This window comes from Mesorhizobium sp. M0052 (genome assembly GCF_040323255.1).
Taxonomy (GTDB): Bacteria; Pseudomonadota; Alphaproteobacteria; order Rhizobiales; family Rhizobiaceae; genus Mesorhizobium.
On the sequence record NZ_JAMYUS010000026.1, the window covers coordinates 65,138 to 84,072 of the forward strand.

The window sequence follows — 18,935 nt, forward strand, 5'->3', positions numbered from 1 at the left end:
CTCGTATGCTTTTGATTATCGGCGGTGGCATCCTAGGAATGATGTCCGCCTCCGCTGCGGCGAAGGCCGGAGGCTTCTCCGAAATCATCGTGACCGAACAAGTTCTTGGACCAAGCGGCGCATCGCATTATTCTGGGGGCGTGCATTCCCCTACGGTTGTCAAGACCGTACCAGGTCGCTCACTCGAAAGAGCGCCGTGGTCTTGGCGGCCATGGCTGGGTCGGCGGTCAGCAGATGGTGCCGACGTTTAGCGATGCGTGTCGTGGCTGGACCGGGTGAAGCGATTGATCCGGCCCAGTTTACGGAACCCCTGGACCGGCTGAGCCTGACATAGGCAGTCTCGCGCCGAGCTTCTGCGGACATATCCGCCGGAGCGGAACGCACTTAGCATCGCCTCCCTCATCACGTGAGTCCGTCTCCGTGGACCCGCAACTTGATCAGCGCCCGACCGCCCTAATTGGCATGTCCAACCAAACCAGTCTTTCCAACAGGAGGCTTTTCGCATGTTGACTGATGCACAAAGAGAAAAGTGGCAGAAGGAGGGATACGTCAGGCTCGAAAGGTTCTTCGCTCCAGCGGCTCAGGAAGATATCTCTACCTTTGTCGAAGAGATGTCACGCTGGGATGTCAGCGATGATAAATGGCTCATGTGGTTCGAGAAGACGACGGACAATCGAAAGATCACCTCCAAGATGGAGAATTTTCTCGACTTCCATGATCCATTGCGTCGTTTGCTTTTAGAAGATCAGCGCATAAAGTCAGCGGTCGAGGAGTTGCTTGGCGAAGATTCGCGCAGGCTCAAGGAGCTGCTGATTTTCCACTACCCCGACAGCGGCGGCTATCTCCCGCATCAGGACATTTATCACATTCCACACAAACTCCCGGACCGGATGGTCCATGCGGTGGTCGCCATAGGCATCGACGACTCCGACGAGGAAAACGGCGGGCTTCTCTTTTGGGGCTGGGTTTGTCAAGCAAAGGGATCCTCACCGTGGCATACCATGCGCGGCGTTGGTCGTGGTGTTGACGGCTGATGCGTAAACGGTTTCGATGCGCCGAGATGATGAGTGCCCGCCAGGGGTCTGGCTTCTCTTCGAAGTCGGCGCGCGACCGCTCCATGATCGGGTCGGATGGAGAGGCATCTCAATCTTTTTACCGAAACTGTCAGTCTGACCTGACGTCCAAGCCCGCCTCGAGATTGCCTACCCACTCGTCCCTGAACGGGACCTCTATCCGCGCGGCGACGCGGAACCCTTAATTCGATCTCTCAGGCGGCATTGGCCTCCCAGCGATAGGGTGTGTTGTCGACCCACATCCGATGCAGGATGATCGCCAGACGCCGCGCCACCGCCACGGTAGCCTTCGCCATACCTCGCCGGCGAGCGACGGAGAGACCCCACGCCTTCAGTGGCGAACTCCGCTTCGAGATACGCAGAAGAATCCCGGCGGCTTCAACCAATACCCATCGAATCCCGGCATCGCCGCACTTCGAAATGCCCCTATCCTGGTCGATCTCGCCGGATTGATAGCGCGAGGGCGTCAGTCCGAAGTGGGCTGGAACGGAGCGCGATCGGCTGAACCGCGCCGGTTCGTCGACGCCGGCTCGGAAACTCAGGGCGACCATCGGTCCGACACCGGGGGCAGTCATGAGCAGTTTGCAGGTGTCGTCGCTCTCGGCCAGCCGTTCCATTGCCTTGTGTAGGCGCTGGAACTGCTCTCTCAAAACGCGGCGGACTTCCAGCAGGGGGTCGATCACCAAGTGCAGATGCGGGGATTGTTCGAGCAACTCGATAATGCGCCGCTCGAACTGCAGCCGGGTTACGGCTCCGACCTTGAGGCCAAAGTTGCGCAGCAGGCCTCGCAGGTTGTTCTCCGCATCGAGAATCTTCGTCTGCACGAACTTGCGCGCAGTGAGCAGCATCCGGATCTCCTGGCTCCGGACAGTCTTGACATGAACCGGCTTGTAGAGCCCGACGCGCATCATCTGCGCGATGCCGCGGGCATCGTTGCGATCGGTCTTGTTGATCTGAGCCGAGAGCGCGGCCTTCATGTGCCGCGTCTCGACGCAGATCACCGGATAGCCTGCGGCCGACAGGCCACTGTAGAGCCATTGCGAAAGCGGACCGGCCTCAAGGCCGACGCGCTTGTAGGGGCCGCCAATCGCGTGAAGCAGGGCGCCGATCGCCTCCAGCTCGGTCTCCACCTTGCTCTCTCGAATGAGTTTACCACCCGTGTCCATTACGCAGACGCTGGTGGTGCGAACGGAAACATCAAGACCGACGAACAGTTCCATGGCAGACCTCCTGACCGGTTGAACCGTTGGAGCCTGCCCGGAAGACCGACCTCCCGCTACTCCCATGCAGGGAGGCCGCCGGAGCCCCAATCATCCGATCTTTTTTTCAGCCCCGGCAACCACGAAAAGGGGGTGTTTCCTATGGATGCCGGTGGGGTGATCTATCCTCAATTTGCCGAAAAGTTCTCCTGGGAACCCGTAGTATGGAAGTCTGGCGACATCTTCATCTTCGACGATTACGCACCGCACTACTCACGACCGAACAAAAGCAATCGTTCTCGGCGGACACTCTACTTGGTGTGCCAGCGTGCTTCAACCGGCGGGCCGACCCGCGCTGAATATAACGTGCTTAAGCGCGCCCTTAACCCGCCCGAGGGAAAAGTGGCCGATCTCGACAATCTCAAGCCCCCAAATGGCATCTTCTATCGCGATTGAGCTCACGCAGCCAGGCGGAGGCATGCACACGAAACTGATCGACCGCTCAAAAATGCGCGGACGGTATGGACGTCTGATTTGCGGGCTCGCGGAGCATCGACCGCAGCCCGTTACGACGCTTTGGCACGTGGATTGCGGAGGTGGTCGCAGGCGGTCTTCTGTGCGCCTACAGCCCGACTAGTGCCCCCCTGGTCGCCCGCTTGCCGGTCCAGAGCTGCACTATCCTGGCCGGGCCGCCAACGGGTCGGGCTGCCGTTTCTCTCCACGAAGTGCACCTGAGGCTGTTGCGTTGGCAGCCGAAGGTCCGTCCCACTCTTCAACAGCTTAGGTTCGTTGTCATGCGCAAATACACGTTTTCTCGAACGGAACTGTCGCGGGCGTTCGGTATCGACATGGCCACGCTTGGAACGGGAAGCGCTCGCACGGGGTTTTCATTCGGAAAGGTTGGACCCGGCGTCACATCCGAGCCCCATCGGCACGACGAAATCGAGGCCTTCGTGGTCCTGTCTGGTGCGGGCAAGGTCACCACCGACCGGGGGGAAATCTCGGTCGAGGCGGGCGATGTCGTTCTGTTCCAGCCTTTTGAAGCGCATGTGCTGCGCAATGACGGAATCAAAGACCTAGATTTCGTCGATGTCTACTGGCGAGACGGCGAGGCCGCCCTTGATGCCGCTGCGAAGACCACGGCTCCACGCGGGCCAATCTTCGTCTTCTCCACGCCGCCGACGCCAAATGGCGATCTGCATCTGGGGCATCTTTCTGGCCCCTATTTCGGCGCTGACGTCTATACTCGTTTCCTGCGCATGAAAGGAGTCGAGGCCTATCACCTGACCGGAAGCGACGATTACCAGAGCTACGTCGCGACACGCGCCGATGCCGATCAATCGACGCCTGCAAACGTGGCGCGCTACTACGCCGACGAGATTTGCGCCACGCTTGCACTTCTCGATTGTGACGTCCACAGCTTCCAACCCACAATGGACGATGACGGTTACGGCGAGTTTCAAGCCGCGTGTTTCCGCAGTCTTCTGAGCAGCACGGCGGTAGATCTGCGCCAGAGCCCTGCGCTTTTCGATGCTGTGACAGGCCACTATCTTTACGAACCGGATGTTAGCGGCCTCTGCCCCGATTGCGGCGGCTCCGCCGGTGGCAACATCTGCGAGGAATGCGGCGCCCCAAACCTTTGCCACGACTTGGGTGCAGCCCGGTCACGGCAGTCTGCCGAGGCGCCGCTGGTCGGCTCCGTCCGCCGCCCGGAACTTGCCTTGGACCGATGCTACGACAATATCGACCGGCATCTAAGGGCGTCGGGCGTCCCGCTACGGATCTTGGATCTCTTCGCGCGCCTACGCCGACGCGGCGACTTTTCAGTGCCCATTACCCACCCCTCGGACTGGGGCCTGCCGGCCGAGGGGTTCCCGGGGCAAGTGATCTGGGTGTGGCCGGAGATGGCATTCGGTTTTCTGTACAACATCCAGGCGCTCGGCCGCTCCGTGGGTCGCGACTGGAAGGCGGAGATGCCCGGCAACGACTGGCAGATTGTACATTTCTTCGGCTTCGACAATTCGTTCTACCACGCGCTACTCTACCCCGCTCTTTACGCCGAGGTCTTCTCCCACTGGACGCCACGCATCCGCTATCACGTCAACGAGTTCTACCTGCTCGATGGCAAGAAGTTCTCAACCAGCTGCCGCCATGCGGTCTGGGGCAAGGAGGTTCTGAGCCCAAAGACAGTCGACGTCGTGCGCCTCCATTTGGGCCTGACACGCCCAGAAGGTGAGCGGACGGATTTCACGCTGGACGCGCTGCGCCGCACCGAGAACGAGGTGTTCCAAAGTATCTGGCTGAAGTGGCTTGAGGCGTTGAACCAGGAAATCAAACAGGATTTTGCCGGCCATGTACCCGATGCAGGCGACTGGAGCCCGGTTGACCGCGCCTTCTTTGCTCGGATAGAGACCTATCGCGCTGCGATGGAGCGCGCCTATTCAGACGAAGGCTTCTCGGTTCGGCGCGCGGCCGCTCAGGTCTGTGATTTCGTGCGCGATTGCGTGATCTACCGTGGGGCGCGAGACTATACGGCGGCCCGACGTTTCTATCCCGCCCGCAATCGGACTTCGCTGGCCCTTCAGACGACGGCCGCTGCGATCCTGGCACCGACACTCGCTCCGCTGATGCCCCGCTTCGCCAGAACGCTGGCGCGAGGCATCCATGGCGTCTCGACCGAAACATGGCCCCGGTCCGTCCAGCGCCTTGCGCCCGGGATGCGCTTTGATCTCGGACCCGTGTTGGTGTTCTACGCCAAATCCGGCAATCCTCATCTTGATGAGGTGGAGGCACTATGAGCCCAAAGATGCATCAGTGAGCTATCCCAATCTCGACCAGATAAGGCAATCAAAGCCGATGATGCCAAATATCTTGACTCGCTGTCACTGGCGACCCAAGCCGCTATCGAACGGTAGAGACCAGATTGGCGGACCTGAACCAACGCGTCGTCGACAACCCTGGCCCGCGCCTTCGAGGACCGCTCGGCCGATCGCTTCCCAGCCCTTGCTGTTCGTGCCGCAAATGCCGTGTGGGCTCGACTGCGCAGACCAACCTCTTCGGCATCGGGATTACGTCCTCCAGCCGGTCAAGGCTGTCATGCGGCTCGACCCGCTTGTCAACCTGGCGCGCCCCGGATCGTGCGCCGATCACCAATGTGAATGCGAATGCCTGCGTGATGGTATCTTCGATTCTGTCCGAGCCTGTACCGGCGCGGCCGTCAGCCGAAGAACAGCTGAGCTACTGACATCGGAATGTAGCAGGTTCGATTCTGCCCCTGAAACCGGATATTGCTCAACCAGCGTTCACGATGGCTTGGTGCACAAGCTTCCAATCAGACCCGCGCACCGACAGCCCGTCGCCTGAAGATAGTCGGCGAGGGCCGCCAAATCGCAAGCGTAACCTCCGTCACAATGCGCGCCGTCTTCGCCGACATTGCAGACGCTTGTCTCGTCCAGGGATACGTCCAGCTGTTTTAGGCTGCTCCTCAGGATTGCGTGTTTGCTCCGGTGCGGACCGCCCCTCAGTCCCAATCGAGGAGCGATCCTACAATTCACATGTTTGGAGATCGCTCGCTAGGTGCCCCGTCTGTGAACCCTGCAAGCCGATGCTTCAGATGCCGCCCATGCAGACATATTTCATTTCGAGGTAGTCCTCGAGGCCATGGCGGGATCCCTCCCGCCCGATGCCGGACTGTTTTATCCCACCGAACGGCGCCGCTTCCGAAGACATCCGGCCGGTATTTACCCCGACCATTCCATATTCCAAAGCCTCGGCGACTCGCCAGACACGCTTCAGGTTAGAGGCATAAAAATACGCCGCGAGGCCGTAGATCGTTTCATTGGCATCACGCACGACCTGATCCGCATCGTTGAAGCAAATAATCGGTGCGAGCGGCCCGAATGTCTCTTCGCGCGACGGTCATCTCGCTGGTGACACCGGTCAGGACCGTTGGTTGGAAAAACGTGCCATTCGTGCCGATGCGTTTGCCCCCGCATCGAATTGCGCCGCCTTTAGCTACGGCATCGGCAATATGGGATTCAATCTTGGCCAAAGCCTTCTTGTCGATGAGAGGCCCGATGTCCACTCCGAGCGCGAATCCGTCACCAACTTGAAGTTGGCGAGCCCGTTCAACGAATTTCTCGACGAACTCGTCGTGAACGCCCGACTGGACGTAAAGGCGGTTCGCTGAAACGCAGGTCTGGCCGGCATTGCGGTACTTCGCCTGGATGGCACCGTCCACCGCGGCATCGATATCCGCATCATCGAACACGATGAAAGGTGCATTGCCGCCGAGCTCTAGGCTGACTTTTTTGATCTGGTCCGAGCACTGGCGCATGAGTAGGCGCCCGATCTCAGTAGAGCCGGTGAAGCTGATCTTGCGGACCTTGGGTTTGTGCAAAGTTCGCGGCCGACCGCGTCACCTTCGGATGCATAGATCAGGTTGACGACGCCTTCGGGAAAGCCTGCCTGATGGGCGAGGGCGAACATTGCTCCAGCCACGAGCGGCGTCTGTTCAGCGGGCTTGAGGACGATCGTGCAGCCCGCCGCCAAGGCTGGCGAGATTTTGCGCGCCACCATCGAGGCCGGGAAATTCCATGGCGTTATCGTGCCGACGACCCCGATGGGCTGCTTGACCACCAACATTCGGCGGTCCGTCGATGGTGCGGAGATTGTCTCGCCATAGACGCGATTTGCCTCCTCGGCGTACCATTGCAGATACGCCGCAGCATGCGATATCTCCGATTTGGCCTCTGCAAGCGGCTTGCCCATCTCCGCGGTGAGAATTGCAGCGAGATCGTCGGCGTGGTCGATGATCAACTGATGCCATCGCCATAGAACGTCGCTGCGCTCACGGGCGGTAAACCCTGCCCATCGAGGCTGCGCGACATAGGCCTTGTCGATCGCAGCGCATGTCTCCTCGACACCCATATCGGGTAGTTCTGCCAGCACTTCGCCGGTCGACGGGTTGAGAACCTCAAATGTCCGCTCGCCCATCCGCGTGCCAAGTGCCGGCAGGCGATCGATGGGTCCAAACAGGTCAGGGGATCGCAGGTGACGGATCATCGGCGGGCACAGGGGCAATACCGGATTCCTCCTCAACGCAGCAGGTGTATATAGCAGGTGGGGTGTTTATTCCGGACGTAAAGGTTCCTTATAGGGCCTCGGCCATACAGCTAGCAGACCACGGTACCCAAGTGGGAGGGAGACGCTACAAGACGCCTAGCGGTTCTACTAGTCGGGCTCGACCGGTCGGTTGCGCGGTGGCAGATCCGGCCCGCGCAACCTTGCCATAGGTCTTCGCGGCCAGCGCCTTCACCGTCTCAGGCTCTGCGTCGCCGGCCACCACCAGCACGGCGTTGTTCGGTCGGCGGTATTCGTTGCACATCGTGAACCGATCGGTGCCGTTAAGCTTCTTCATCTCCTGCGTCCAGCCGTTCACCGGAATGCGGTAGGGCTGATTCGGCCGCAATGTCGTGTTGACCTCTTCGCCAGCAGACCTGCGGGTTCGTCTCTCTGCGCCAACGGCGCTCCTCCAGTATCACATTTCGCTCGGTCTTGATATCATCCTCGTTGAGGATGAGGTTGAACATGCGATCGGCCTCGAAGCCCATCATCTCGCCCAAAACGAGTCATAGGCGGTGAGGGCGGTATTGTAGCCGCTGTCTGAGACGGCTCCGTCGAACTCGCTGTCGGCGCGGTTGGGCGTCGCCCTAAAGATCAGACGCTCGAGGGAAGGGGCAAGGTCGGGTTTGCCCGGTGGCTCGTCGGCGCTGCGGACCTTGTGCCAGATCATATGAGTGACGATTTGCGCGGAGTCATGTCGACTGTTCCATGCCATCATCGAGCAGGAAATCTTGCCGCCGTCGGTGGCGGCCAGAGCCGGAGCGGTCGTCGCCAGGCCAGGGCGGTGGCAGTGAACGGCTTGCGCAGCCAGGGGGTGATCGATGGCTCCGGTTGGAAAGGCAAGTTTCGAGGCAGTGATTTGTTCCTCATTTTCATGAACGGGCTGCGTCTTCGATCCCGTGGGAGGATCGCGGGCAGGCCGAGCCAGATGAATCATGCGGCCAGGGCTCACTCGAGCCTCATCTTGGGATGAGCCCAGGAGACCGGCGGCGGTGTTCTTGGGGGGATGGTCATTGGAGGGATTTTCCTTGATCCGCGACGCCTTGCGGACGACCACGCATGCACCGTGCCAGATCAGAAAACATTCGAGGCATGTGGACAAGTCAGTCTGACATGTTGTGCATCCGACATTGTGGGCCATCGAACAGGGCTGAAGGCGACGCGAGCACGGCTGAGAATACTCTTCTTCATTGGAAGACGATTGGGCGCGCTGCTGGGGAAGGGGGACGGGATGCGCTTCGAAGGCCGCTGCACCGACGGTCAGAATTGAAATGTTGTCGCTCCAGCGGACCGATGTCCTCGACAGTCAGACCGGGCGGTGCTGAAGGGTAGAGGCGTGAGCAGCGTAGCTAAGTGGGCGCGGACCCAGCTCGCGCGCGAAGACGGACCTGAAAAAAAACGGCGGGTGGCGACATTCGCGAGGCGCTGGAAAACGAGGTCGTAGGACTGGGCGGGAAAAACGATGCCGTTGCTGTCTTCTGGCGTGATGGCCTGCCGCGAGGCCGTTGAACTTGGTGAGTTGCTGCGGGAAGGGGAGTGTTTTCGCGGGACCTTGGTCAACGTAAGAAACAAACGTCGAGCTCGCCTTGGATGGGGACATGCAGCACATTTGCCGCTGCAGGACAGCAGCACGGAAGCTGTCCGCGCTTGCCGTCGTCCCTGGGAACCAAACAGCAGAATTTAGCGGTCGCGATTGATTTCATGTGCGTAAAATACCGCCTGGTGCGCTCGGCTGCAAGTGCATGCCTGGCGGAGTGGTCGCTTAGGTCAAGAGCATCGCGTGAGTAACAGCCTGACCTTGCTCAATCTGATGCGCGCTAACCGCCTCGCCGGATTGTGGAACTGCTCGCGGGTGGCTTCTACCACAAACAGCAAGGTCATGAAATCAAGCAGGAAGTCGTCAATCGCTTGGGCGATTGTTTCTGACTTGCCCTTGAACTGGTCCAGCAAAACGCGCGCGCTATCGATCGCTTCCACGCTGGTCGCATCGATCAACCCCTCGACCCTCTTGAAACAATCCAACTCGAAACTCCTTAAGGCGCTCCCAAGGTGTTATGCACGAAGGCAGCTCCGTGAACTACCCGGCCTTTGACCTGGCGGCACGAGCAGCGGTCGGCCTTACGTCCCGCGCCTCCAAACACGAGCCATCGACGTGGCGCTGAGGAGCGTTGGAAGAAATTGGGCGCTTCCGGCCACGCTCGAGCGGTAGTGTAGGACAGTGCTTGCTGGCGGCTACGCCCACAATGGAGTGCGCCAGCTGATCGGGGCTTAACAATTTTTCGCTTTTTGCTGCGCCCAACTCTCGGCTATGACTGGGACAGGCCTAATGGCCTGCCCACGTTGCATTGTAAAAGAAGGAACAAGTATATGCCGACTGGAACGGTAAAGTGGTTCAACAGCACCAAGGGGTTTGGATTTATCCAGCCCGACAATGGCGGTCCGGATGTTTTCGTCCACATTTCCGCTGTCGAACGCGCGGGCCTCTCGACCCTCGCTGACGGCCAGAAGATCAACTATGAGATCGAGCAGGATCGCCGCACTGGCAAGTCCTCCGCTGGCAGCCTCAGCAAAGCTGGTTGAAATTTTCTCCTGCGTCCTGGCAAGAGTAGGCACGTAGGTCCGGAGATTCTCACGGCCGCTCGATAGGAGCGAGCAAAAACTGAGGGCAGCAGATTGCTGCATGCGTCGCGAATTCCTCATGAAACAAAGTTGTTGGAAAGGAAGGCGGGGTTGGCCCCGCCTTTTTTATGTGACGCGAGATTAAGCCGATGGCTGCAACGCTCCAGAACGAATCTCGATTGCCGAAATCAAGCCGCGACCTTCTTGCGGGTTCGCTTCGTCGGCGCAGGCTCCGGCGCTTCCGGCGCCTTCGGTTTGCGGCCGAGCCCCATCGTCTTGGCCAATGACGAGCGCGCCGCGGCGTAGTTCGGCGCGACCATGGGATAATCCGCCGGCAGGCCCCATTTGGCCCGATATCCATCCGGCGTCAGCCCGTAGCGGGTCGACAGATGGCGCTTTAAAGATTTGAATCTCTTCCCGTCCTCAAGGGAGATGATGTAGTCCGGTGTCACCGACTTCCTGATCGGGACTGCAGGCGTAAGGGCAACCGGCTCTTGTGCAGAGACACCTCCGGCCGTCGCTCTCAGAGCCGCATGCACTTGGCCGATGAGGGCAGGGAGATCCCCCACCGGGATCGGATTGTTGGAGACATAGGCCGACACGACATCGGCGGCAAGCTCAATGAGGGTGTCGACGTTTTTTCCGGCTTCTTCTGTCATGAAACTCTCCAGGCGGTGAAACATAGTCAGCGAAGCGTCGCTTCATAGGGCCCGTTGCCGCGGAAAGCAACAATGTCTCGACAGCGTTATTGCCAATGCTCGTCCAGAAGCGACATCGGTGCGCCATATTTCCCGTCGTGACCGCTGAGCCACTCGTTGTTGGCGACCCTGCCGAGGTGCGTGGCGCGTCCCGGCTGTAACTTTGCGTCGAAGTTGCTAGTAGTCTCGAGCCTAAGCGGGGTATTTTGTCTCGGTGTGACTTCTTTGGACTGTGAAATCGAGCGATAGTCATCGCTTGCTGGTGGGCGTCAGGGACGATGGAACAAACGTTCATTGGCAATGGCCAAAGCGATGTAAGTTCATCGCCCGGTGAGCCGCTCTTGCAAGGGGGCTGGGAACCGCCGCTGATAAACCAAGGAAATCAATGTATTTCGAGGCGTTTCTTAGCCGGTCCTGGAGAGACGGCAATCGCTGCGGACGACACCTGTTCCACGATATCAAACAGCGCGGCGACACGGGCAGCTTCTCGAATCTGGAGCGGCTTCTCGCAAGCTGGCGCCGCGCCAAGAGGCCGGGCAAGGACAGTGCGTCGCCTGCTTCAATCATACGCATCAACCAGCCAGCGACGCTGTCCCATACGGAATCCCACGACCGGCCGTGTGATCTCGCCGGTAGTCGCCCCGGCCCTCTGCACGAAGCCTCGGGATGTGCTGACGATCAACAGGCCAAGAAGGTCGACGTCCTGAAGCAGGGATCACATGAGTTTGCCACGATGCGCAGGCTTGCCATGCGCTTCCGCGGCATTTTGCGGTGCCTGTGAATTCGGCAAGCTCGACACTTCGATCGACGTGGCGTCAACTCCGGGCTCGTCGCCATCACGCGTTTCGGTCTAGTCCTACGCCGTGACGTTGACGCCGTTCGCGCCATTGAACTACCGTGGAGCAACGGCCAGGCGGAAGGGCTGATCAACCGCCTGAAGACGATCAAACGTACCATGTAGGCAGAGCGGGCTGCGGACTCCTTAGGGCACGCATGCTGCCACTCAGCCGGCCTGATAACCGCACAAAGCGAGGAAGAACCTAGTCAAGTGCAAAGCGACAATTGCCTCGACAGCGGGTCCCGGAAGGTTTATGCTGGCCAATGTTACCGCAATCCGGAATGGCGATTGAGTACCTTCACGAGTGAAGGGAGTGAAACTTCTTTGTCGGCCAAATTGTTGACGGAACGCCCGGCGCCCATTGTTGCTACATGTTTAGATTCTTGGGGCGTTTTGGATGATGCAATCCACCATCTCACTCCAAAGGGCAGTGGAATCTGGAACAATGTCGCTTTTGTTCGCACGACATCCTTCGTGCCCGATTGGCATATCGTCTTTAACTCTGCTTCTCTTTTTGGGCTCCCTGTTGATATCGAGGCGAGCCCAAACAGGACAATTTTTGCAATCGGCGAACCGCCGACGAAAGCTCATCGCGCGTTTCATGAAGGGCAGGGGAAAAATACTATCGTCCTGACGTGTGACGCAGAGCTGGCTGCTCGGCAGAATGCAGCGCGCCGATTCGTTTTGTCTCCACCTATCACTCGGTCTTGGTCTGTAAACAAGACATATGACCAACTTCTGGTCAGCGAAGTCGTGGATAAGCCGCTTCGGCTCTCATGGATTACCAGTGACATCGCCCTGCTTAAAGGACATCGATATCGGCTGGCGTTTCTGGAACGGCTGAGAAAGGAGCTCGATTTTGACCTGTTCGGCCGAGGTTTTCGGCTGATTGGAGATAAATGGAACGCACTCGCACCTTACCGTTACAGTATAGCGTTCGAGAATACTCGTGCTGATTACTATTTTACAGAGAAGCTTATGGACTGCTTCGTTGCTGAAACAATGCCGATCTATTACGGCAGCCCTGCAATCACGAGGTTCTTCCCTTCGGACTCTATGGTTCTGATTGACCCAGAGGACAAGAACGTAATCCCAAAAATTCAAGAAATCATCAACTCGGACCTCTGGAAGGAACGTCGCGGCGCAATAAGAGAGGCGAAGCGGTTGGTCCTCGAGAAATACAATACGTTTGCTTATCTCGCGAGCTTCATCGAAAGCGTTCAGGATAAACCCTTACCGCCGGAAATTATACACATCGATTCGCCTGAGGTCGATTTTGGAATCGACGAATGAAGTACTCCAACGCTCGCTTCGCGTGCCCGGCGGTCGGTGGTCTGGCGAGATCGGTACGGAACGCTCGGCGGAGAATGCCTGCTGCGCAGACGGGCCGGCACGGGCGCACGAGGTCATGCGCCCCCGGCTGCCGCTGATCAGACGAACTGGGGAAGGCCAGGAACGGAATTGAGGACCTCGTCCACGAGTTCGTCGCCGGCATGTTCCTTGGCGCAGGCGATCGTCTCGTTGGCGAGGCCGGCGATCTTTGCCATGCTGAGACCCTCACTCATCAATTGCTGGCCGAGCCCCATAAGGCCGCCACCCTCAGGGTCGTCGCCATGATACTTCGCTACTAATTCCGAAGCTCCCGGAATGGCCTCGATCATGCGCGCAACGGGACCGTCGGCCGCGTGGCTTTGCAGGAAACCCAGCATTAACCCAACGCCCTTCTCTGCGAGAGCCGGGCCGATGCCGGCACCAGTGGCGATGCGCGGTAAGAATTCTTCCATGCAGGGTCTCTCTCTCTTTGATGAGGTTTACACGGGGCCGGTCCGGCGCCCAGCTCCCTTGGCCGAACCACAATTGAACTCCACAAAAATAGGCCGGCGGAAGTGCTATTGCGCGTAAAACCGCCTCTGTCAACGCAAGCTGCGTCGGACGTGCGTGTTTCGCAAACCGAAGATCATTCCAATTCACATCATTACGCATTGGCAACCGCACAGTTTGCGGTGGCTCGCTTATGGGCCAATGCCCCGCATCCGTCAAATGATGGCGACAAGGTGGTCATCGCCTAGGATCTGTGGATCGAGGTGTGAGGCAGTTACAGCCGGTGGACCTGCTCAAGCGCCGCGCCGGCACAAGGGCTAGATTGGCGATACTGCGCGTATTGGCCATGTCTTTCCTCGCGTGATGGGATGTTCGTAGAAGCGGAGCTATATGCCGGTGTGACGATCGACAAGGCGGACCGGCTATTCCGATAGGACATCCATACTGTCGCATAGACCGTCGCTGCTTAGGTATTGAAACCGCCATCGCTGGTGACATCACAATGTGCAGCCGGCGGGTGTCGACAACGTCGATTCACGCAATCAGCCGGTCAGGAGGAACGAATGAACCCTGAGGTTTCAGAAGCGCACTTTTCGCAAGGCGTGCAGCGCACATCGTGCAAGAGATTGCCATTCTTGCGGATGCTACCGACTTTCTCAACGATGGCGGGAAGATCGCAGTGACCGAATCTACGAAGCCGCCCTCAGGGCGTGCTTTGATGCATACAAACGGTTGCCGAGCAGGGATACTCCTCCTCCCTGAAGTCCAATCGAGAAGAGCGATCACTTCCAAGAGGGTCCCAGCTCAGCCGCGAAAACAGGTGCCAGACCCCGATCCTCTCCCTCAACTGATCTAGCTCAGGGCGTTCATGAGCCGCAGATCGCATAGTGGCTGCGTGCACGACGCAGGAAGACCATTTATGAAAATCCTATTCAGAACGATGGCTGTCACCTTGCTGGCACCCACCGCCTTTGCTGCGGATTCGATCCCCACCGACCTCAGAGATACGGCATTGGCCACCTTCAGGGCTTTGCCATCCACCACGCCGACAGTCGCCAACAACCCGATCACCCCGGAAAAGATCGCTCTCGGCAAGGCACTGTTCTTCGATCCACGCGTCTCGGCGTCAGGCGTCTTGTCGTGCAACTCGTGCCACAACCTGGCCACCGGCGGCGACGACAATCACGAAACCTCGATCGGCCATGGTTGGCAGAAGGGACAGCGCAACGCGCCGACTGTACTGAACGCTGTCTTCAACATCGCTCAGTTCTGGGATGGTCGTGCCGCAGACCTGAAGGCTCAGGCGAAGGGACCGGTCCAAGCCGGCATCGAAATGGCCAATACACCGGACCAAGTCATCGCCACGCTCAAGTCCATGCCGCAATATGTCGAGTGGTTCGATGCAGCTTTTCCGGCTGAAGCCGATCGGGTCACCTTCGACAACTTCGCCAAGGCGATCGAAGCCTTCGAGGCGACACTGGTCACACCGGCCCCGTTCGACAGCTTCCTGAATGGTGATGAGCTTGCCATGACTTCCGAACAGAAACAGGGCCTGGCGCTTTTCATGGACAAAGGCTGCTCGTCCTGCCATGCCGGCATCAACGTTGGTGGGCAAGCCTATTTCCCATTCGGCCTCGTGGAACAGCCCAGCGCCGAGGTCCTGCCGGACAAAGACAAGGGCCGATTTGCGGTCACCAATGCAGCCGATGACTACTATGTTTTCCGCGTGGCGCCGCTGCGCAACGTTGCACTCACCGCGCCATACTTTCATTCGGGCAAGGTTTGGGATCTGAAACAGGCCGTCGCCATCATGGGGACCACCCAGCTTGGCGTAGTACTGGCGGACGAAGAAGTTGACCTGCTTGTTGCCTTCCTCAACTCGCTGACCGGAGAGGCACCCGAGGTCGCCTATCCCATCTTACCCTCCGAAACGGCGACAACGCCCCGGCCTGTAACGCAGATCTCAGGAAAATAAAGGGCCAACTGGCTGCGGACGTCGCAATCGAAAATGATTGCGGCTTTTACTTGGGCCACACGAATTGCCACATCCATCTCCGAATTGGCGGGAGGCTAGCAATACCCGAAACGTGCCACCTCGCCCGTAGTCTGCGCAAATCAACTGGGGAAGCGGACAGACGCGCAGCATCATATATTGTCGCCGCCTGAGCGAACATGCCAAGCAGTCTACTTTGAGAAACGACGTGTGTACGATTTGTTCGAGCGCGGGGCCTGTATGTTCCCAAGGACCAATACTATAGCGTGGTGTCACATTTATATTTCTGCGGGATGAGGACACGTGCCGAAGGAAAATTGCACATTTTCGCCGTGTGGCTTATTTCCAAGAGTGTGATCGGTTTGGCATATTCCCGGCCGACATCCGCCAGCCGGCAACTCCCCACACGGTGAGGAAGAGAAGCCTCACGCCTGCACTTTCTGCCGGAGCGCGCGTGCTGCAGCGACCATGTTAATGAGGGCAGGGCGGACCTCCTCCCATTTGCGTGTTTTGAGGCCACAGTCCGGGTTTATCCACAGTTGGCCGTCGGACAGTCGCTCGCGGGCAAGCATGACTAAGTCCGAAATCTCGCCGACTTCCGGGACGCGTGGTGAGTGAATATCATAGACGCCGGGACCGATTTCGTTCGGATATTTGGAGCTCGTGAAGGCGTCCAACAGTTCCATCTTCGAGCGCGACGTCTCAATCGAAATGACATCCGCATCCATTCCAGCGATCGCGTGAATGATCTCGTTGAACTCCGAATAGCACATGTGGGTATGAATTTGAGTCGCGTCCTTTACACCCGTTGAAGCGATCCGGAAGCATTCGACAGCCCAGTCGAGATAGACTTTCCAGTCAGATTGGCGCAGTGGCAATCCTTCGCGAAACGCGGCCTCATCGATCTGCACCATCCTTGCGCCGGACCTTTCGAGATCCCTCACTTCGTCGCGGATGGCGAGCGCGATCTGGCGGCAGGCTTCGGAGCGGGGTACGTCGTCGCGAACAAAAGACCAGTTGAGAATGGTGACTGGGCCTGTGAGCATTCCCTTCACGGGCTTTTCCGTAAGCGACTGGGCGAATTGCCACCAGCGCACTGTCATCGGATTGCGCCTCGATACGTCGCCGAAAATGATGGGGGGACGCACGCAGCGCGACCCATAGCTTTGTACCCAGGCATGCTGGGTGAAGGCGAAGCCAGACAGCTGCTCGCCGAAATGCTGTACCATGTCGTTTCGCTCGAACTCACCGTGCACCAGCACGTCCAGCCCGATCTCTTCCTGCCAGCGAATTGCAGCCTCGATCTCCTTCCTCAGGAACGTCTCGTAGTCGACATAGCTCAGCTGGCCCTTCGCATGAGCGGCCCGCGCCTTGCGTACCTGCGGCGTCTGCGGGAAGGACCCGATGGTCGTCGTCGGGAACGGCGGCAGCCCGAGTGAGCCGGCTTGGACTCTGGAGCGCTCGGCAAAAGCGCTCTCTCGTCGCTTCGCGCTGTCGTCAATGCTAGCGATCCGCCCCTGAACAAGCGGGTCATGGATCCTCGTGGATGTTACGCGCGTGGCGGTAGCCTCGGCAGACGCTTTCAACGCGCCAGCCACCGCATCTCTGCCTTGGGACAGGGCCCGGGCCAGCAACACCAATTCGTCGGTCTTCTGGGCCGCGAAGGCGAGCCACGAGCTGATGTCTGCGTCGAGTTCCGTCTCCATGCGCAGGTCGATCGGCACATGCAGCATCGAGCAAGAAGGCGCGATCTCGACACGGTCCAAGGGCCAGCCGGCGACGATCGGTTTGATGCGGTTGAGAATGGCGGGCAGGTTCGCACGCCAGACGTTGCGGCCGTCGATCAAGCCAAGCGAGAGCACCAGATCCTTCGGAGCGAGCCGACCCACCGTTTCCAGCTGCTCGGGAGCGCGCACGAGATCAATATGCAGCCCGGCCAGGGGCAGAGAAACCGCGGTTTCGAGATTGTCTCCCAGATGCCCGAAATACGTAGCCAGCATGATCTTCAGCTCGGGCGCGGCTTTCGACAGCTGGCCATAGGCGAACTCGAACGCAGCTCGTTCGTTGGAGTTCAGATCGAGGACAAGCGCTGGCTCATCGATCTGCACCCAGTCGGCTCCCGACAGCTTCAGCCTCTGCAGGAGTTGCTCGTAAACAGGCAGCAGCCGCGGTAGGAGTGCGATAGGATCGAACCCTTCGGCAGGCGATTTCGCCAGCTTGAGGAAGGTGATGGGTCCAAGGATGACTGGGCGTGTGTGAATGCCGAGAGCTTTGGCCTCGAGGAAGTAATCCACGGGTCTCGTCGACGAGAGGGCGAACGTCTGATCATCATCCAGTTCCGGCACAATGTAGTGGTAGTTTGTGTCAAACCACTTGGTCATTTCCATCGCGGTTACACCGGGCCCATGAGCCGCCTCCTGGTGACCAGCGTGTGCACAATCCTCCGTCTGACCCTGGTTGCCGCGCGCCATCGCGAGGTAGATGTCAAGTGGGACCTCGCCGCTATTCCAGCCGTAACGGGAGGGAATGGCGCCGACCATGGCTGCGGTGTCGAGCACATGGTCGTAAAGCGAGAAGTCGTTTGACGGTATTTTCGACACGCCGCGATCGCGCTGCTCTTCCCAGCTAGCGGCACGGAGCGCCTTCGACGTCGTGAGAAGGTCGCGAGCGGACGATGTTCCGGACCAGTAGCTTTCAAGCGCGAATTTCAGTTCTCGCCGACGACCGAAGCGCGGCACGCCGAGCGTTGCTACAGGAATTTGCTGAGAGACAGTCATGTCATACCCCGATGGTTGGGGGCGTCGGTGACAAGGAAGGCGCTAGCAGGCCCGGCACGCCGGATTGCAGCGGCCACCGAGACACCCCGCCCGTGGACGTGATTCGTCGTGGCAGGTCTCCTGGCTCGCGGGGTCATAGCCTCTACCCGTCTTCCCGAGGGTATTCGCCTCAGTGACATGAGTGGGGTTGGCTCGCCGCTAACAGTTGCGGGGGCAGCGCCGGCATCGCACCGGCTTCCCTCTTAGCTCCGCTGCGGCAGCGCCGCACGCGAGAACCACGACACGCCAGACAATCACAGCAATCCCTTCTCTTGTCAATGGCGCATAACGAAATGTTTATGTGGTTATGTCCTGGCGCTTTTACGCTTATCTAACATTGTGAAACATGGAGTCGTCCATTTGCCGGCGCTGCACCGCTGCCCCATTGTCCAACTAATGGAGGCCGTGCGGAGCACAACAGGACTTTAACCTCAACCTGAAAAGCGCTACCGCTCAAAGGACGCTGGTGATCCGCGAGCGCCGAGCCAACGGTTGTGTGCGTCAAGTTCTGCAAAATGGGGCGGCCATGATGCTGGTTATGCGGCTTGGCGCAGAGCGAGCTTCTTGTGCTCGCGCAGGTCGTCCATATTGATGTATCGGTTGGCCTCCATCCAGTTTTCATTGGTCTCGACGGCCAACGCCCTGACCAGGCGCAGGCAGCTTTCGGTATTGGGGAAGATGCGCACGACATAGGTGCGCCGGCGGATTTCCTCGTTGAGCCGCTCCAGCATGTTGGTGGATTTGAGATGCTTGT

Annotated in this window: 15 protein-coding genes, 3 pseudogenes and 1 riboswitch; of the genes and pseudogenes, 8 read left to right on the plus strand and 10 right to left on the minus strand. The window is 59.0% G+C overall.

All coding sequences use genetic code 11. The annotated features are described in order from the left end of the window. The first annotated feature begins 5 nt into the window (after nt 1–5). Together NKJ77_RS27665 and NKJ77_RS27670 are read left to right on the plus strand one after the other, a co-directional pair. Nucleotides 6–251: an FAD-dependent oxidoreductase gene (locus NKJ77_RS27665; RefSeq protein ID WP_352536055.1), complete on the plus strand. Its 246-nt coding sequence runs from the start codon at nt 6–8 to the stop codon at nt 249–251. A 252-nt stretch (nt 252–503) separates the two neighbouring features. Then, nucleotides 504–1,034, plus strand: coding sequence for a phytanoyl-CoA dioxygenase family protein (locus tag NKJ77_RS27670; protein ID WP_352536056.1), 531 nt, complete (start codon nt 504–506; stop codon nt 1,032–1,034). 233 nt (nt 1,035–1,267) lie between these two features. Here NKJ77_RS27670 and NKJ77_RS27675 read toward each other — a convergent pair whose 3' ends face one another. Further along, nucleotides 1,268–2,293: an IS110 family RNA-guided transposase gene (locus NKJ77_RS27675; protein ID WP_352536057.1), complete on the minus strand. Its 1,026-nt coding sequence runs from the start codon at nt 2,291–2,293 to the stop codon at nt 1,268–1,270. 84 nt (nt 2,294–2,377) lie between these two features. Here NKJ77_RS27675 and NKJ77_RS27680 point away from each other — a divergent pair. Together NKJ77_RS27680 and NKJ77_RS27685 are read left to right on the plus strand one after the other, a co-directional pair. Then, a pseudogene (locus tag NKJ77_RS27680) lies at nt 2,378–2,728 on the plus strand (phytanoyl-CoA dioxygenase family protein); the annotation flags it as partial. 338 nt (nt 2,729–3,066) lie between these two features. After that, complete coding sequence (locus NKJ77_RS27685) at nt 3,067–5,070, plus strand: class I tRNA ligase family protein (protein WP_352536058.1); 2,004 nt, start codon at nt 3,067–3,069, stop codon at nt 5,068–5,070. 811 nt (nt 5,071–5,881) lie between these two features. Here the strand turns inward: NKJ77_RS27685 and NKJ77_RS27690 are convergent. The 5 genes and pseudogenes from NKJ77_RS27690 to NKJ77_RS27710 form a co-directional block, all read right to left on the minus strand. Then, a pseudogene (locus NKJ77_RS27690) lies at nt 5,882–7,336 on the minus strand (NAD-dependent succinate-semialdehyde dehydrogenase). Nucleotides 7,337–7,481: 145 nt separating this feature from the next. Next, nucleotides 7,482–7,691, minus strand: coding sequence for an insulinase family protein (locus tag NKJ77_RS27695; RefSeq protein WP_352536059.1), 210 nt, complete (start codon nt 7,689–7,691; stop codon nt 7,482–7,484). Further along, nucleotides 7,678–7,863: a hypothetical protein gene (locus tag NKJ77_RS27700; RefSeq protein ID WP_352536060.1), complete on the minus strand. Its 186-nt coding sequence runs from the start codon at nt 7,861–7,863 to the stop codon at nt 7,678–7,680. Before NKJ77_RS27700 ends, NKJ77_RS27695 begins: the two co-directional genes overlap by 14 nt. A 20-nt stretch (nt 7,864–7,883) precedes the next feature. Then, nucleotides 7,884–8,453: a hypothetical protein gene (locus tag NKJ77_RS27705; protein WP_352536061.1), complete on the minus strand. Its 570-nt coding sequence runs from the start codon at nt 8,451–8,453 to the stop codon at nt 7,884–7,886. Between the two features lie 710 nt (nt 8,454–9,163). Beyond that, nucleotides 9,164–9,391, minus strand: coding sequence for a hypothetical protein (locus NKJ77_RS27710; RefSeq protein WP_245260682.1), 228 nt, complete (start codon nt 9,389–9,391; stop codon nt 9,164–9,166). A gap of 372 nt (nt 9,392–9,763) precedes the next feature. Between NKJ77_RS27710 and NKJ77_RS27715 the strand changes: the two genes are divergently transcribed. Continuing rightward, entirely contained in the window at nt 9,764–9,976 is a 213-nt protein-coding gene (locus NKJ77_RS27715; protein ID WP_023679670.1) for a cold-shock protein, read from the plus strand. A 227-nt stretch (nt 9,977–10,203) separates the two neighbouring features. Here the strand turns inward: NKJ77_RS27715 and NKJ77_RS27720 are convergent, their stop codons facing one another. Then, nucleotides 10,204–10,674: a Ros/MucR family transcriptional regulator gene (locus tag NKJ77_RS27720; protein WP_352536062.1), complete on the minus strand. Its 471-nt coding sequence runs from the start codon at nt 10,672–10,674 to the stop codon at nt 10,204–10,206. Nucleotides 10,675–11,318: 644 nt separating this feature from the next. Here NKJ77_RS27720 and NKJ77_RS32445 point away from each other — a divergent pair. Further along, nucleotides 11,319–11,757, plus strand: a pseudogene (locus tag NKJ77_RS32445) (ISL3 family transposase); the annotation flags it as partial. 82 nt (nt 11,758–11,839) lie between these two features. Next, nucleotides 11,840–12,844, plus strand: coding sequence for a glycosyltransferase family 10 domain-containing protein (locus NKJ77_RS27735; RefSeq protein WP_352487196.1), 1,005 nt, complete (start codon nt 11,840–11,842; stop codon nt 12,842–12,844). Nucleotides 12,845–12,981: 137 nt separating this feature from the next. On the opposite strand, the gene NKJ77_RS27740 is transcribed toward NKJ77_RS27735, so the two are convergent. Continuing rightward, on the minus strand, nt 12,982–13,335 hold the full coding sequence (locus NKJ77_RS27740) for a hypothetical protein (RefSeq protein WP_023737108.1): 354 nt from the start codon (nt 13,333–13,335) through the stop codon (nt 12,982–12,984). Nucleotides 13,336–14,291: 956 nt separating this feature from the next. Here NKJ77_RS27740 and NKJ77_RS27745 point away from each other — a divergent pair. Then, the gene (locus tag NKJ77_RS27745; protein ID WP_023737107.1) at nt 14,292–15,347 is read left to right on the plus strand and encodes a cytochrome-c peroxidase; all 1,056 of its coding nucleotides are present in this window, start codon (nt 14,292–14,294) and stop codon (nt 15,345–15,347) included. A 443-nt stretch (nt 15,348–15,790) separates the two neighbouring features. On the opposite strand, the gene metE is transcribed toward NKJ77_RS27745, so the two are convergent. Further along, the gene (gene metE, locus NKJ77_RS27750; RefSeq protein WP_352536064.1) at nt 15,791–18,142 is read right to left on the minus strand and encodes a 5-methyltetrahydropteroyltriglutamate--homocysteine S-methyltransferase; all 2,352 of its coding nucleotides are present in this window, start codon (nt 18,140–18,142) and stop codon (nt 15,791–15,793) included. A 93-nt stretch (nt 18,143–18,235) separates the two neighbouring features. Further along, a riboswitch (cobalamin riboswitch) is annotated at nt 18,236–18,437 on the minus strand. Nucleotides 18,438–18,717: 280 nt separating this feature from the next. Continuing rightward, the coding region (locus NKJ77_RS27755; RefSeq protein WP_023690563.1) for an IS256 family transposase at nt 18,718–18,935 on the minus strand (218 nt) is incomplete at its 5' end.

What these genes read in the sequence shown, in the direction of transcription:
- NKJ77_RS27675 (WP_352536057.1), bottom strand. Translation starts at nt 2,293, where the DNA reads ATGGAACTGTTCGTCGGTCTTGATGTTTCCGTTCGCACCACCAGCGTC.
- NKJ77_RS27715 (WP_023679670.1), top strand. Translation starts at nt 9,764, where the DNA reads ATGCCGACTGGAACGGTAAAGTGGTTCAACAGCACCAAGGGGTTTGGA.
- NKJ77_RS27670 (WP_352536056.1), top strand. Translation starts at nt 504, where the DNA reads ATGTTGACTGATGCACAAAGAGAAAAGTGGCAGAAGGAGGGATACGTC.
- NKJ77_RS27695 (WP_352536059.1), bottom strand. Translation starts at nt 7,691, where the DNA reads ATGAAGAAGCTTAACGGCACCGATCGGTTCACGATGTGCAACGAATAC.
- NKJ77_RS27665 (WP_352536055.1), top strand. Translation starts at nt 6, where the DNA reads ATGCTTTTGATTATCGGCGGTGGCATCCTAGGAATGATGTCCGCCTCC.
- metE (WP_352536064.1), bottom strand. Translation starts at nt 18,142, where the DNA reads ATGACTGTCTCTCAGCAAATTCCTGTAGCAACGCTCGGCGTGCCGCGC.
- NKJ77_RS27700 (WP_352536060.1), bottom strand. Translation starts at nt 7,863, where the DNA reads ATGTTCAACCTCATCCTCAACGAGGATGATATCAAGACCGAGCGAAAT.
- NKJ77_RS27685 (WP_352536058.1), top strand. Translation starts at nt 3,067, where the DNA reads ATGCGCAAATACACGTTTTCTCGAACGGAACTGTCGCGGGCGTTCGGT.
- NKJ77_RS27720 (WP_352536062.1), bottom strand. Translation starts at nt 10,674, where the DNA reads ATGACAGAAGAAGCCGGAAAAAACGTCGACACCCTCATTGAGCTTGCC.
- NKJ77_RS27745 (WP_023737107.1), top strand. Translation starts at nt 14,292, where the DNA reads ATGAAAATCCTATTCAGAACGATGGCTGTCACCTTGCTGGCACCCACC.
- NKJ77_RS27740 (WP_023737108.1), bottom strand. Translation starts at nt 13,335, where the DNA reads ATGGAAGAATTCTTACCGCGCATCGCCACTGGTGCCGGCATCGGCCCG.